The organism is Archangium sp. (assembly GCF_036389735.1).
In the GTDB taxonomy this organism is placed as follows: domain Bacteria; phylum Myxococcota; class Myxococcia; order Myxococcales; family Myxococcaceae; genus Archangium.
In genome coordinates this window covers 1-14400 of record NZ_DASVWK010000691.1, presented here as the reverse complement: position 1 = coordinate 14400, position 14400 = coordinate 1, and the positions used below count along the sequence as shown (strand labels likewise).

11 protein-coding genes are annotated in these 14400 nt (G+C 71.7%); 8 read left to right on the top strand and 3 right to left on the bottom strand.

The window, feature by feature from the left end:
- The coding region (locus VF794_RS24415; RefSeq protein ID WP_331114373.1) for an ATP-binding protein at positions 1-1920 on the top strand (1920 nt) is incomplete at its 5' end.
- Between the two features lie 7 nt (positions 1921-1927).
- A complete protein-coding gene (locus VF794_RS24410; protein WP_331114371.1) occupies positions 1928-3115 on the top strand; it encodes a hybrid sensor histidine kinase/response regulator in 1188 nt (395 codons plus the stop codon).
- A 2-nt stretch (positions 3116-3117) separates the two neighbouring features.
- Here VF794_RS24410 and VF794_RS24405 read toward each other — a convergent pair whose 3' ends face one another.
- Positions 3118-3690 carry a DUF420 domain-containing protein gene (locus tag VF794_RS24405; RefSeq protein WP_331114369.1) on the bottom strand — a complete coding sequence of 191 codons (573 nt, stop codon included), beginning with the start codon at positions 3688-3690 and terminating at the stop codon, positions 3118-3120.
- Positions 3691-3844: 154 nt separating this feature from the next.
- On the opposite strand from VF794_RS24405, the gene VF794_RS24400 reads away from it, so the two are divergent.
- From VF794_RS24400 to VF794_RS24380, 5 genes are read left to right on the top strand one after another with little or no spacing between them, the layout of a single operon-like run.
- Positions 3845-5863, top strand: coding sequence for a DUF1585 domain-containing protein (locus VF794_RS24400; RefSeq protein ID WP_331114368.1), 2019 nt, complete (start codon positions 3845-3847; stop codon positions 5861-5863).
- On the top strand, positions 5863-6510 hold the full coding sequence (locus tag VF794_RS24395; protein WP_331114366.1) for a hypothetical protein: 648 nt from the start codon (positions 5863-5865) through the stop codon (positions 6508-6510). The genes VF794_RS24400 and VF794_RS24395 overlap by 1 nt, the downstream gene beginning before the upstream one ends.
- 20 nt (positions 6511-6530) lie before the next feature.
- Positions 6531-7919: a DUF1501 domain-containing protein gene (locus tag VF794_RS24390; protein WP_331114364.1), complete on the top strand. Its 1389-nt coding sequence runs from the start codon at positions 6531-6533 to the stop codon at positions 7917-7919.
- Positions 7919-9433, top strand: a complete 1515-nt coding sequence (locus VF794_RS24385; RefSeq protein ID WP_331114362.1) for a hypothetical protein — start codon at positions 7919-7921, stop codon at positions 9431-9433. The genes VF794_RS24390 and VF794_RS24385 overlap by 1 nt, the downstream gene beginning before the upstream one ends.
- A gap of 15 nt (positions 9434-9448) precedes the next feature.
- The gene (locus VF794_RS24380; RefSeq protein WP_331114360.1) at positions 9449-13186 is read left to right on the top strand and encodes a VCBS repeat-containing protein; all 3738 of its coding nucleotides are present in this window, start codon (positions 9449-9451) and stop codon (positions 13184-13186) included.
- 6 nt (positions 13187-13192) lie between these two features.
- Here the strand turns inward: VF794_RS24380 and VF794_RS24375 are convergent, their stop codons facing one another.
- Positions 13193-13627 (bottom strand): CBS domain-containing protein, encoded by a 435-nt coding sequence (locus tag VF794_RS24375; protein WP_331114358.1) that lies wholly within the window; start codon positions 13625-13627, stop codon positions 13193-13195.
- A 156-nt stretch (positions 13628-13783) separates the two neighbouring features.
- Here VF794_RS24375 and VF794_RS24370 point away from each other — a divergent pair, with 156 nt between their 5' ends.
- Complete coding sequence (locus VF794_RS24370; RefSeq protein ID WP_331114356.1) at positions 13784-14098, top strand: hypothetical protein; 315 nt, start codon at positions 13784-13786, stop codon at positions 14096-14098.
- Between the two features lie 76 nt (positions 14099-14174).
- On the opposite strand, the gene VF794_RS24365 is transcribed toward VF794_RS24370, so the two are convergent.
- A partial coding sequence (locus VF794_RS24365; protein ID WP_331114355.1) for a hypothetical protein occupies positions 14175-14400 on the bottom strand: 226 nt, incomplete at its 5' end.

The window sequence follows — 14400 nt, the reverse complement described above, 5'->3', positions numbered from 1 at the left end:
GGGGTACTGGAACTGGAGCCCGCCCTGGAGTCCTCCAGCGAGGAGGAGGCGCTGGGAATGGTGGACCTGCTCCTCTCGCCGTTGGCCCGGGCGCGGGGCCCGCTGGGGCTGCTCCAGGCGGCGGCGGACGCGGTGCGCACGCTCACGAGCTTCGACCGGGTGATGGTGTACCGCTTCGACTCGGACTGGCATGGCGAGGTGGTGGCGGAGAGCCGCGCCGCGGACGTGGACAGCTTCCTGGGCATGCACTTCCCCGCCAGCGACATCCCCGCCCAGGCCCGCGCCCTCTATACGCGCAACACCCTGCGCCTCATCGTCGACGCGCACGCCCAGCCGGTGCCGCTGGTGCCCGCCGTGCTGCCCTCGCGGGGACGCCCGTTGGACCTGTCCGGCGCGGCCCTGCGCAGCGTGTCCTCCGTCCACCTGGAGTACCTCGCCAACATGGGGGTGGGGGCCTCGTGCTCCATCTCCCTGCTGCGCGATGGGGAGTTGTGGGGCCTGCTCGCGTGCCACCACCGCACCCCCCTGCGGGTGCCGCCCGCCACGCGCCGGGCCTGTGATGTGCTGGCCCGTCTGGTGGCACTCCAGCTCGCGTCCGAGGAGCGCGCCGCCGCGTCCGCCGAGCTCGCCCAGCGCGCCGGCCTCCAGTCCCAACTCGTGGAGCGGCTCTCCGCGGATGCGGCGACGCTGACCACGGCCCTCTCCCATCAGGGCGAACTCCTCCGGGGTCTCACCAACGCGGGCGGCGTGGCCCTGCTGCTAGGCGGGGCCCCCCTGCTCGTGGGCGACACCCCCGCGGGGCAGGACGTGGAGGAGCTGGCCGGATGGCTCGCCGCTCAGCGCTTCGAGGGCGCCTTCCACACGGAGCACCTCGCGCGGCTCCACCCACCGGCCGGGGAGTACGCGGACGTGGCCAGCGGCCTGCTCGCGGTGCGGTTGGATGAGACCGCGCCCCGCTTCGTCCTCTGGTTCCGCCCCGAGGTGACCCGCACCGTCACCTGGGCTGGCAACCCCCAGAAGCCCGTGGTGGCCGGGCCCGGCTCCACGCGCCTGCACCCCCGTGCCTCCTTCGACGCCTGGCGCGAGACGGTGCGCGGGGTGAGCCTCCCCTGGACTCCGGCGGACCTCGCCACCGCCGAGGGCTTCCGCGGAGCACTGGTGGGCGTGCTGTTGCGCGAGGCCGCCGCCCTCACCCGCTCCAACGCGGAGCTGGATGCCTTCAGCGGCACCGTGGCGCACGACCTCAAGGAGCCACTGCGCGGCATCCAGCAGTACGTGGGCTTCCTCCTGGAGGACTACGGCGACACGGTGGGGGACGAGGGCCGCAAGCAGCTCGAGGAGGTGGGGTGGCTCTCCGGACGCATCCAGGGACAGCTCGACGGCCTCTTCGAGTTCAGCCGGGCGGGGCGCGTGGCGCTGGCCTGGGGCCTGACGGACATGCAGGACGTGGTGGATGAGGTGCTGCTCACCGTCTCCGCGCGTCTCCAGGAGAATCAGGTGGAGGTGCGCATGCCGCGCCGTCTGCCCCTCGTGGAATGCGATGCGGTGCGCATCCGGCAAGTCTGGGCCAATCTCCTCACCAACGCCGCCAAGTACCACGCGCCGGAGGGTCCCCACTGGGTGGAGCTCGGCTTCCACGGCCCCGGCGAGCCGCTCGCCCGTCCCACGGCACGGCGAAGGGCGGATGAATACGTCTTCTTCGTGCGGGACAACGGCATCGGCATCGCGGAGCGGTTCCATGAGGACATCTTCGAGATGTTCCGTCGGCTGCACCCCGCCCATGCCTATGGGGGAGGGAGTGGGGCGGGGCTGGCCATTGCTCGTCGGCTCGTCCGACTGCATGGGGGCGAACTCTGGGTGGAGTCCGAGCCCGGCCAGGGCTCCACCTTCCTCTTCACCCTGGGCGAGAGGCCTCGGTGATGGAGCGATGAGTCTGCGTGTGCTCCTCGTCGACGACAGCCTCGCCGACCAGCGAGCCTTGCGGCGGGCCCTGGAGAAGGATCCGGAGGCACAATGGGAGGTGGAGCTGGTCAGTACGGCGGAGGAAGCGCTCGCGCGCATGGGCCAGCCTCCGTTGCCGGATGCGCTCGTGCTGGACTTCCACCTGCCGGGCATGGATGGGGTGGCGCTGCTGAGCACGCTGCGGGAGCGGTGCGGCGAGCAGATGCCGGGAGTGGTGGTGTACACCGGCAGCGGCAACGAGCGCGTGGCGGTGGCGGCGATGAAGGCCGGCGCCCACGACTACCTCCTCAAGGAGGGCTTCAGCCCGGAGCGCCTGCGCCACAGCCTGCGGCACGCGGTGGACTCGGTGCGCATGGCGCGTGAGCTGGAGGAGCGCCGCCGTCAGACGGAGCGTGCGGAGCGGACGGCGCGCGAGGCACTCGCGGTACGAGACGAGTTCTTCGCCATCGCCACGCATGACCTCAAGGGCCCGCTCCAGAGCATCCTGCTGAGTGCCCAGCTCTTGCGCCGCCAGCTGCCCGCGGAGGCGCGCACGCCGGGGGTGGAGTCGCGGCTGGGGCAGATCCTCCGCGGCACGCAGCGGATGGGCGAGCTCATCGACCACTTCCTGGCGGTGACGCGGGGAGGGGAGCGCCCGCTGCGCAGGGAGCTGGTGGACCTGCTCACGCTGGTGCACGCCAAGGTGCGCGAGCTGGCGCCACTGGAGTCCACGCACCCCGTGCACTTGAGCATCGAGGGGACGGACTTCCTGGGCCACTGGGACGAGGCGGGCCTGGAGCGGGTGCTGGACAACCTGCTGAGCAACGCCGTGAAGTACAGCCCGCGGGGTGGTCCCATCCACGTGTCGTTGTTCGAGGAGTCCACCGGGTCGGAGGGCTGGGTGCGGCTGTGCGTGAAGGACCAGGGCCTGGGCATCCCGAAGGAGGATCTGCCCCACGTCTTCGACCGCTTCCACCGCGGTCGCAACGTGGACTCGACCATCTCCGGCAGTGGCGTGGGGCTGGCCAGCGCGCACCGGCTGGTGGGGATGCACGGCGGCACGCTTTCCGTGGAGAGCGAAGAGGGCCAGGGCGCCACCTTCACGGTGCGCCTGCCTCGAGGACTGGACATGCCGGAGCTCCCGTCAGAGGAGCCGCAAGTGCGCTCGTCCTGACCTCAGGGCGAGGTGGGCAGGCTGCCGCGCAGCATGAAGAAGATGACCACGCCCGTCACGGACACGTAGAGCCAGATGGGCGCCAGCCACCGCGTCACCTTCCTGTGACGCGCGAAGGCCTTGCGCCACGCGAAGTAGAAGGCCAGCAGCGCGCCCGGCACCACGAACAGCGATAGCAGCACGTGGCTCGCGAGGATGACGAGGTACACCGTCCGCATCACCCCGCCTCCGGCGTAACGCGTGTCGCCGTGGACGAAGTGGTAGGCGAGGTAGCACACCAGGAAGAGCGCCGACGAGGCGAAGGCCGACACCATCAGGTACTGGTGCACGCGCCGCGCACCCCGGCGGATGGCCACCCAGCCCGCCGCGAGGAAGGTCGCCGCGAGTGCGTTGAAGCTCGCGTTCACCGCCGGCAGGAAGCGCAGGTCCACCCCTCCCACCGCGCCACCTCGGCGGATGAGCAGAATGTACGAGAGGAAGGCCAGCGCGGCGGCGGAGACCACCGCGGTGAAGACGTAGAAGGCACGGTCGCTCACCCGGGAGAGCGCGGCAGGAGCAGGAGCGGCGTCGGACATGGCCTGCCTTTCTGTCCCGCTTGTGCCCTCGCGCGCAACCGTTTCACGGCCTGGGGGCTCGCTTCACGGCTCGTAGGCCGAGCGGATGGTCAATACCTCGAATTCCTGGCATAAGTCGTCTTGCTATCCCCCCGCAGTGACCCTCGGAGGTCCCGTGCTCCCCGCACGACGCTGCCTCGTCATCCTGGCCGCCACCGCGTTGCTGGTGGCCACGCCCGCCCTCGCGGATGGACCGGTGTGTGCCCCGGTCTCGAAGGTTCCCGTCGAGCGTCACCTGCGCCAGCTCACCCTGGACCTGCTCGGCCGCCCGCCCACCTATGAGGAGTACCAGGCGGCCCAGGCCAGGGGCGAGGTGTCCGTCGAGGACGTGCGCGCGCTGATGCGGAAGGAGGAGTTCTACCAGCGCCTGCGCGCCTACCACCGGGCGCTCCTGTGGAGCAACGTGAGCGCCAGCGTCTACAACAATGGCAACTCGCGCCTGACGGGCGCGGGCTCGGTCACCGACGCCCTGTCCCTGCGTGGCAACAGCAGCCGCCCGCTGCGCGGGGCCAACAGCCAGGGCTGTGACAGCTACCTCGCGCAGGACGTGTGCGACGCCCGGCAGGACCCCCAGGCGGATCCTCCCCTCCCGGAGGCGTCTGTTTGCCTCGCGGAGCGCTACGACGCGCGCGGCGTGCCACTGCCGGTGAGCTGGGACTACGACCTCAACCTCTACCGCTGCGACCGGTTGGATCAGGACCCCGTCACCAAGGTCATCGACGCCACCATCAACTCGTGCGCGGAGGCGGAGGCGAGGGGGCGTATCACCGACCCGTACATGTACTTCTGTGACATGCGGCGCGTGAGCGGCAAGCTGGTGCCGCACCGGTGCAAGCCGGACCTGACCAGGTCCTCCGCCGCCTCGTTCACCCAGGAGGTGGTGGAGGGGACGCGCGTGGTGGCCTATGCGTCCACCACCTCGACGGCGAGGCTGGAGCGCTGCACGCTGGACCTCGGCCTGAGGATGGTCAACGGCGTCGGCATCAAGGGCTCCTACGAGCCGCGGCGCGGTTGCATCCAGCGCGAGGGCTACGTGACGCGGCCCGCGCCCTTCTGGAATGTCGGGGGCCCGGACGTGAGGGTGTGTGCCATCGAGGCGCAGACGCGCACGGCCAACCCGTGGACGCTGGAGTCCTGCACCACCCCGCGCTTCAACGGAGACCGGAGCTGCGGCTGCGGCGAGGGCATGAAGCGCTGCGAGGCGCCGGATGCCACCACCCACAACGCCCGCGTGGCGGCCATCAACGCCGAGCCCGAGCTCATCGCCGACTCGGTGGTGCGTCGCGACGAGCCCTACTTCAACCTCCTCACCACGCGCCGCTCGTTCATCAACGGCCCGCTGTCCGAGCTCTACCGGGAGCCGCAGCAGGGCGTGGGCGTCTTCAGCATGACGCCCCCCGCGGAGCCGGCCGCACTGCCCGCGCTGCCCTTCTCGGACGCGGCCAACTGGAAGGAGTACGTGCGCGGTCCCGAGCACTCGGGGGTGCTCACCACGGCCTCGTTCCTCTACCGCTTCCCCACCCAGCGCGCCCGCGTCAACCACTTCTACTCGGCCTTCCTCTGCAAGGCCTTCGTCCCCGCGGACAACGCGCGCCTGCCATCCGCCGAGGATGCCTGCAACCGGGAGAACAACCTCGCCAGGCGCTGCGGTTGCAACTACTGCCACGCCACCATCGAGCCCACCGGCGCCCACTGGGGCCGCTTCGCCGAGCGCGCCTCGCTCTTCCTCGATCCGGACCACTTCCCCCGCTACGACCCGAAGTGCCGTGACTGCGCGCTCTCGGGCAACACCAACTGCGGCGGCGAGTGCGGCCAGTACGTGATGCAGGCCTATGACGGAGATGGCGCCGGCTCGTTGGGCATGCTCAAGACGTACCTCTACCGCACGCCGGACGAGGAGCAGAACATCGACAGCGGCCCCGCCCTCCTGGTGCAGCGCATGCTCCAGACGGGCGACCTGGAGCGCTGCACGGTGCGGCGCGTCTGGCAGGAGTTCCTCGGCCGGCCCATGTCGGCGGAGGAGCAGCGCCTCTACCTCGTGCCGCTCGCCGAGGGCTTCGCCCAGGACGGCCACCGCTTCAAGGCGCTCATCGAGCGCGTGGTGATGACGGACGCCTACCGGAGGATCGACTGATGCGACGCCTGCTCATCCTCGCGCTCCTCGCGCTCGGCGCGGCCGCCTGCGAGAAGACTCCCGCGACTCCTCCCACCGGCGATGGACTGCTGGAGCCCGTGGCCAACCCGCACGGGGACCCGATGCCCCTGCCCGACCTGGAGCAGCAGGGCCGGGTGGGGCGCTCCCCGCGCCGCATCACCGCCAACCAGCTCGGCCGCTCCATCGAAGTGGCGGTGGGTCGGTCGTGGACGCAGCTCGAGGGCCGGGCGACCTCGATGGGACGCGCGGACTACGCGCTCGTCAACATCGAGAGCACCGAGCCCAACCTCGTCTTCGCCAAGTTCCTCGAGGATGGGGCGCGCGAGGTGTGCCTGGGCCAGGCGAGTGACGAGGTGAAGCTGCTCGTCCCGCGCGTGCTCACCCGCACGCTTCCCGGGGCGACGGTGGGTGACCTGCGCAAGCTCACCGACGCCCAGGTGCGCGAGCTGCTCGTGTACCTGTCCACCCGCTTCTGGGGTGCGCCCCTGGAGGGCGAGGAGCTGACACGCTGGGCGGGCTTCTTCACCCAGGCGGCGACGCGCGCGGAGTCCATCCAGAAGCGGGACCAGGCGTTGGCGGCGGTCTGTATCGCGCTGATGACGGACTCGCGCTTCCTCACCTACTGACGGACCGGGGAGATGCTTCCATGAAGAAGAACCCAGAGACCCGCCCCGAGCGCCGTACCTTCCTGAAGGCCGCCGCCGGCTTCATGGGCTCCACGCTGCTGGGGGGCCTGCCCTTCCGGGCCTTCGCGCAGGCGACCGCGCTGGCGCCCCCGGACCGCTGCTTCGTCTTCGTCTACTTCGCCGGAGGGTGGGATCAGCTCCTCGCCTTCGACCCGAGGGACCCGGACGTCTTCACCCCCGAGCGGGTGGCGGAGACGCGCATCCTCCCGGGCTACAACCTCCTCACCGATGCGAGCTTCCCCCAGCGGCCCATCATGCCGGCCCAGCGCCCGGGCGCGGCCCCCTCCGCCATCACCTTCGGCCCGGCGGTGGGCGCCCTGGCCAACCACTCCGACCTGATGTCGGTGGTGCGTGGCATCAACAGGACCACGCTCGCGCATGAGGAGGGCATGCGCTACTTCATCACCGGCAAGCGCCCCATCGGGGCCGCGGCCCGTGGCTCGTCCACGGCGACGGAGATCGTCGGGCAGCTCGCGCCTCGGGTGCCCATCCCCTCCATCGCCTATGGTGTGGAGGCGTACAACGACCGCTACCCGGGCAGCGCCAACGCGCTCAAGGTGAGCAAGGCGCAGGACCTGCTGCTCACGCTGTCGGCGAGCACCCGGGTACTGGACAGTGAGCTGGAGAAGCAGCTCCTGGACTTCCGGGGCCAGCCCATCACCTGTGAGGAGGCGGCGTACGGCGCGGGCGGGGTGGGGAGCACGTACGAGAGCAGCCGCGGACAGGTGCGGCAGGTGCTGTCGAGCCAGCTCGGTGATGCGTTCCGCTTCGAGCTGCCGGCGAACGAAGCGGTCCGCACCTTGTATGAGCTGCCGGGTTCGGGGCCCTACGACAGCCCGGCGGGGCGCGCGGCGTTGGTGGCCACTGCGCTGAAGAAGGGCATCAGCCAGTGCGTGTCCATCAATCTGGTGGGCGGTCTGGATACGCACTTCGGCACGCAGACGACGCACGCGACCAACCTGCGCGCGGGCTTCGACGCGCTGGCCGCGTTGGTGGACGACCTGCGCAAATCCCCGCACCCGTCCGGCGACTCCTTCATGGACCACACCACCATCCTGGTGTTCTCCGAGTTCGCGCGCACACCGCTCATCAACTCCACGAGCGGTCGGGACCACCACCTGTGCAGCAGCTGCCTGCTCATGGGCGCCGGGCTGAAGCACAACGTGACGTTTGGCCGCAGCGGAGACATCGGCATGGCACCGAGCCTCGTGGACTTGAAGACGGGCCAGCCGGACCCGAACAACGGGAGCACCATCCTCCCCGAGCACATCATCGCGACGGTGCTGGCGTCCGCCGGTCTGGACTACAGCATCACGCGTGTCGACCCCCTCCGGGCCCTGTTGGCGTGATGAACACTCGAGCCTCGTACCGTGCGCTGCTGCTCGCGGGCCTGCTGGCGGCCTGCGGCGACTCCGCCCCCTCCCTCCCGATGGACCACCCGCGCCCGGAGCCCTTCCAGCCCGCGCAGCTCAAGGCGCTGGTGGACGTGGCGGCGGCGCCGGCCTTCGCGGACCAGACGGGAGGCGGCATCTTCGCGACGGCGGCGGGCGAGGCCATCCGCCTGCGGTTGGACGGAACGCGGGCCGTGCTGGAGAACCACCCGGGCAACGCGGTGACGCCGGGGCGCGTGCGTGCCGTCTTCCGGATGGGGACGAGCTCGGCGCTGGTGGAGGCGGACAATGGCCTCTTCCTGGCGCAGTCGGGCTGGCTCATCGCCCCCTCGTGGCGGGATGCGCTGGGCCCCGGGCTGGCGGCCACGGCGTCGACGCCGGACGGCGCGGCGTGGCTCGGGCATGCCTCGGGCCTCTACCAATTGAAGGAGGGCACGCTGTCCGCCCTCAAGCTGGACGGCAAGGCCTTGGAGGGCATCACCGCGCTGGTGGCGGCACCGACGGACACCGGGGCCACGGGCCTGTGGTTCCTCCGCCAGGACGTGGTGTGGCTCTCGGTGCGGACGGCCACGGGGGCATGGCGGGTGAGTCCGGCCCCGGTGACGCTGCTGGAGGGCGAGCGCCCCATGACGCTGGTGGGGCTGGGCGCCTCGGAGAAGGGCAAGGCGGAGGTGTGGCTGCTGACGTCGCGGCGGCTGCTGCGGCGGGGGGTGGACGGGTGGCGGCAGGTGGGGCTGGCGCGGAAGCCAACGCAGGTGCTGGCGGCGGGGCGCTTCGTCTGGGTGAAGGCGGGCGAGGCGCTGCTCTCCTATGACGCGGACGCGGACAGGTGGGGCGAGGCCTCGGGTGTGGACACGCGTGAGTTCCGCTTCCTGGCGGCGGACGAGAGTGGCTGCGCGTGGGTGCAGCTTGGCGCGGACACGGTGGCGCTCAGCCGGGGCCCGGTGCCTCGCGTGCTGGGCCTCCACGAGGGCATGCAGGTGGTGGAGGACACGCTGGTGGTGCGCGCGCGGCTGGTGCCGGGCGTGGAGCCGGTGAGCGTCTCCTTCGAGGTGGCGGGCGTGGAGGTGCCGGTGCATGGGCCCTCGTACAGCCTCGGCGGCGTGGAGACGGATGGCACGCCCAAGCCCTACTCCTTCGTGGGCCTGGAGCCGGGGCCGCACACGCTCAGCGCGGTGGCGCGCTACGTGGACGGCACCGAGGCCCGGCGCGCGGTGGCCTTCGAGTACCAGCCCCTGTCGACGGTGGCGCTCGGCTGGCAGAAGGACATCCGCCCCCTCCACGAGTCGCGGTGCGCCAGGTGCCACCAGTCGGGACCGGGCCGGCCCCTGTCCTCCTATGAGCTGTGGCGGGACAACGTGCCCCTCATCGTCGCGGCGGTGCGCGAGCAGCGCATGCCGGCCGATGGCCCGTTGGACCCGCAGCTCATCTCCCTCATCCAGCGCTGGGCAGCCACCGGCGCGAACCCCTGACCGAGGCCGCTCCCCATGAACCGAGTCTTCCGCGCGTCGCTCGCGCTCGCGCTCCTGTCCGCGGCCTGCCAGCCGGAGCAGCAGCCTCCCGAGCCGGCGGCGGACGCCTGCGCGGGGCTGCCCGCCCTTTCCCTCACCGTGAGCCCCGAGCGGGTGCGGGTGATGGACCCCGTCTCCCTCACGGCCACGGGGGGCAGCGGCCACTACCGCTACCGCGTCGAGCCGGGAGGCTCCTCGGGAGAGATGCGCGGCTCGCGCTTCGTCGCGGGGCTCACGCCGGCGACGGACACGCTGGTGGTGGAGGACGCGCGCTGCCCCGGGGATGCCCGGGCGCGGGTGGGGGTGGTGGCGGCTTTCGACGTGGTTCCCGCGCACGCGACGGTGCGGCCGGGCACCTCCTTCCAGGTGGAGGTGACGGGGCAGGTGGGTGAGCCCGTCTTCACGCTGGAGCCAGGCCCCACGAAGAGCACGGTGACGGCCACGGGCCGCTACACGGCGGGGACGGGGCAGGGGACGGACCTGGTGCGGGTGCGGGACAGCCGCACGGGAGATGAAGCCGTCCTCCAGTTCGCGGTGCGCGCGGACGCGCAGCTGCGCGGAGACCCGGCGCTGCTGGCGGTACCGGCGGGCGCGTCGGTGCCATTGGCGACAGTGGATGGCAGTGACCGGGTGCGCTGGACGAAGGTATTGGGGCCGGGGAGGGTGGACGGTGGGCGCTTCTCGGTCGAGCCGGGTGCGAAGGGCACGGCGGAGCTGGAGGCGGTGGACCCCTTCTCCGGGCAGACGGCGCGCGTGCGCGTGCGCGTGCTGGACGAGCTGGCGCGCGAGACGCAGGCGCACGGGCAGCTCACCGACACGTCCTCGGTGGTGACGGCGGACTTCGACGGGGACGGGGTGGCGGACGTGGCGGTGGGGCGGCCCGAGAGCGATTTCGCCCGGCCCCAGGGCGGGCTGGTGCTCATCTTCAAGGGGAGCGTGGCGGGACTGCCCTCGCAGCCCACGTGGGTGCTCACCGGCGAGACGGACACGGCCCGCTTCGGCGACGTGCTGGTGGCCGGAGACCTGGACAAGGACGGAAAGGCGGAGCTGGTGGTGTCCTCGCCGGGCGCGGACGTCACCTTCGGCGACTCGGGCGCGGTGTACCTGTTCCGCTTCGGCCCGAATGGGCCGGAGCGTCTGCGGCCTCCCCTCACCGGCCTGGGGCGCGGCTCCTTCGGCGCGGGCCTGACGCTCGCGGACGTGGAGGGGGATGGAGACCTGGACCTGGTGGTGGGCTCGCCCACGGGAGACCTGGCGACCGCGGCGTCGCGCCGCGGCGTGGTGGACATCTTCCAGCTCACCCCGGGCCAGCCCATTCCGGAGCTGCCGACCCTCCGCCTGGGCGGGAGCGACGTGGGCAAGACGGGCGCGGTCGAGTCCCGCGCCAACACGGAGCTGGGCCGCATGCTGGTGGTCTCCGACCTGAATGGGGACGGGCTGCGGGACGTGGCGGCGCTGAGCAAGGTGTCGCGCTTCAACGCGGATGGCTCCTCCGCGGGCGTGGTGCAGGTGGCCGTGTCCGTGTTCTTCGCACGCGCCGAGGGCCAGCGCTTCCGCGCCACGCCGGACGTGTACGTGCTGCCCATGAACACGGCCGATGGCAACGAGGGCACGTGGCGGCTGGACGCCGTGCCGGGCGAGGGTTCCCGGCCTCCGCTGCTGCTGGTGCTGGCGGACCGCGCGGACTCACCAGACCTGCGCCCCACGGGCGGCGCCAACGCGACCGATGCGGGCGGGGCGCTGCTCTTCGACTTGAGCGCGTACAAGCCCACGGGCGAGCCCTCGAACATGCCGGAGCAGGTGAAGCGGGACGCGGCCTGGGCCCGGCTGTACGGGGACGCGGCCGGCATTTTCGCGGGGCGGAGCTGGGCGGTGATGGACGTGGATGGGAAGCCCGGCCCGGAGCTGCTGCTGGGGGCGCCCTACGCGAGCATTCCCGCCACGAGCGGCGCGCTGCGCTACGGGGGCAAGGTGCTGGTGTACCCGCTGGCGGACTTGAGCCGCGGCGCCGTCCTCAACAAGCCGCTCGGCTTCCTGCCGGGACTGGCGAAGTCGGATGCCTTCGGGGTGGGGATTGCTCCGTGGCCGCTGCCCGGGAGCGCGGGGCTGGTGGTCTTCGCGGGACGGGCCTCCTCGCCGGATGGGCGCGCCTTCACCGGGCGGGTGGATGGCTTCGTGAAGGCGGGGGACTCGCTGGCGCAGTGGACGCGCACGAGCGTGCTGGTGCCGGCGCGACCGAGCGTGGAGCGCTTCGGCGAGACGGTGGCGCTGGCGAGGGGCGCGGGCGGCGTGGTGGCGCTGGTGGGCGCGCCGGGCTGGTCCGGCCCCGGGACGAACGCGGATGGCAATGACCTCGGGGCGGGCCGGGCCTGGATGTATGGCGCGGCGGGGGGCGCGGGCTCGCTCGCGGCCGAGGGTGCCTCCTCTCCCATGTCCCGTGGGCGCAACGTGGGCACGGATGTGGGCTTCACGGACTTCAATGGGGACGGGCACGTGGACCTGGTGCTGGGGGCCCCGGGCTTCACCGTGCCGGGGACCACGGCCAGGGAGTTGGATACCGACGTCAAGCAGGTGTACGCGGTGTACCGGCCCGAGTGCATCCCGGTGACGGGCTCGAGCCTGGCGATGGGCGGCCTGCTGGTGTCGCTGGGCCAGGCGGACGGGAGCTTCAAGCCGGCCTACCGGCTGTGGGCACCGGGCGACATCGCGGGGTGCTCGACCGCGGGCACCGCCAACTGCCAGCGCCGGAGCATCGGACGCGGGGTGGTGGGCGGCTTCGATTTCAACGGAGACGGCCGTCAGGACATCGGCGCCCTGCGCACCAACGGCGTCGAGCTCTTCCTGGGGCGGGCGCCGGATGACGCCACGCTGGCGAAGCCGACCATGGCGTGCGACCCCGCCTACACGTCCCCCGTGCTGGTGCTCCAGACGGCCGCGACGACCTTCCTCACGCAGCAGACGTCGGCGCTCACGGCGCTGGGAGACCTGAACGGGGACGGCTGCGACGAGGTGGCCTGGCGCTACGCGGATGCCAATGGCCAGCGCTCGGGCCTCACGGTGCTGTTCGGGTACGACGCGGGCGGCACGCGCTGTGGCACGCGCACGGCTCCGACGACGGTGCGATTGGCGGCCGACCTGGAGGTGGGCATCAACTTCATGGGGCTGGGCGTGGCGATGACGCGTGTGGGCCGTTGGCTGGGCCCGAGCGGCGCGGACTACCTGGCGGTGAGCGCGACGAGCGTCCCTTATGGTGGGGTGACCCAGCCGGCGGTGCTGCTCTTCGACACGGCGGCGCTGGCGAGTCGCCGGCCGGCCTCGGGCGAGGCGGTGGTGGGCGCGCTGGAGAGCGAGCTGTTTCCACGGGTGTTGGTGCACCGCTCGCGCGCGGTGGGCTTCGGGACGGCCCTGGCGAGCGGGGCGGACCTGACGGGCGACGGCGTGTCGGAGCTGGTGGTGAGCGCGCCGGGGGCGTCGGTGGCCTCGGACGGCGGGGGCGCGGTGTTCGTGTACGCCAGCGGGCCCGGCGCCACCGGGGCGCTCTCGCCCCTGCTCTCGTTCACGGGAGACGTGTCGGAGCGCGCGGGCTTCGGTCAGGACCTCGCGCTGCTGGCGGGGAGCGGAAGCTCCCCGCCGATGCTCGTCATTGGCGCGCCGCTCAGCTACCGCACCGGCACTCAGAACGGGACGGCCTTCCTGCTCCCGCTCGGCCTCTAGCCCGGCTCAGTGCGCCATGGAGGTGACGGGCTCGGAGATGCCTTCGAGCACGCGTCCGGCGAGGGCCTGGTCTTCCATCTCCATCGCCAGGTCTCCCAGCGAGACGATGCCGATGAGCCGCTCCTGCTCGTCCACGACGAGCAGGCGGCGCACCTGGAGGTCTCGCATCTGCCGGGCGACGTCCTCCACGTCTTCGTCCACCGAGCAGGTCACCACGTTGCGGGTCATCACGTCGGCCACGCAAGCCCCGCGCGGCTCGAGGCCCAGCGCGAGGCCCCGCACGACGATGTCCCGGTCGGTGACGATGCCCACGACGCGCTCGCCCTCGATGATGGGCAGCGAGCCCACGTTGAGCAGGCGCATCATCTCCGCGGCGGCCATCAGCGTCGTTCCCGGGTGTGCGGCGACGGCGTCCGGAGTCATCACGTCACGAATCTTCATGGGACGCACCTCTGTGGTCATGGGTGAGTTGCTTGGAGGGGAGGGTGTGTCTTCTCCGGCTCCGGTGCCGCGAATTCCGCGATCCCCTTCGCCTGTCCGGCTGCCTGCTCCCCAGGCGGTCCGCCATGCCTTCGCGGACGTGCACATCGTCAGCCCATGAAAAGCGAAGCCATTGGATGGTTCAGCTCGTTCGTGCTGGTGCTGACCATCGCGAATCAGGTCTACAAACAGTGGAAGTCGGGCACCAGCCAGGGTGTCTCGAAGTGGCTCTTCCTGGGGCAGATCACCGCCTCCGTGGGCTTCACCACCTACAGCCTGATGGTGGGCAACTGGGTCTTCGTGGTGACGAATGCCCTGTTGTTGGTGAGCGCGGTGGTGGGGGTCGTCATCGTGCTCAAGCACCGGCGAGCGGAGCGGCGCCAGGCTCGCCGTCACGCGGTGCCACCGGAAGCGCGCCCCGCGAGGGCCTAGCCGCACCTGCTCGCCTCCCTCCATACAACCGGGCCCCCGTGCCTCCCAGGGGAGGCGAGGGGGCCCGAGGTGTTTCTCAGCTCACGGGCTGCGGGGACATCTGGCGGGTGAGCTCCTCCGGGGACTTCAGCATGGAGGGGTGGCCGCCGTGTTGGACGCGCTGCTCCTCGTCGATGGGCGCGGAGAACGTCTTGGCGATCTTGTTGTAGGTCCCGAGGATGAGGATGGAGGGCACCCACTGGCCGACGAAGTTCGCCCAGGTCTTGCGTCCGGAGATCATCAGGAGGGCGCTGGCGGCCATG

Excerpts from the sequence above, each read along its gene's own strand:
- VF794_RS24405 (WP_331114369.1), bottom strand. The coding sequence starts at position 3,690 with ATGTCCGACGCCGCTCCTGCTCCTGCCGCGCTCTCCCGGGTGAGCGAC.
- VF794_RS24410 (WP_331114371.1), top strand. The coding sequence starts at position 1,928 with ATGAGTCTGCGTGTGCTCCTCGTCGACGACAGCCTCGCCGACCAGCGA.
- VF794_RS24375 (WP_331114358.1), bottom strand. The coding sequence starts at position 13,627 with ATGAAGATTCGTGACGTGATGACTCCGGACGCCGTCGCCGCACACCCG.
- VF794_RS24370 (WP_331114356.1), top strand. The coding sequence starts at position 13,784 with ATGAAAAGCGAAGCCATTGGATGGTTCAGCTCGTTCGTGCTGGTGCTG.
- VF794_RS24390 (WP_331114364.1), top strand. The coding sequence starts at position 6,531 with ATGAAGAAGAACCCAGAGACCCGCCCCGAGCGCCGTACCTTCCTGAAG.
- VF794_RS24380 (WP_331114360.1), top strand. The coding sequence starts at position 9,449 with ATGAACCGAGTCTTCCGCGCGTCGCTCGCGCTCGCGCTCCTGTCCGCG.
- VF794_RS24395 (WP_331114366.1), top strand. The coding sequence starts at position 5,863 with ATGCGACGCCTGCTCATCCTCGCGCTCCTCGCGCTCGGCGCGGCCGCC.
- VF794_RS24385 (WP_331114362.1), top strand. The coding sequence starts at position 7,919 with ATGAACACTCGAGCCTCGTACCGTGCGCTGCTGCTCGCGGGCCTGCTG.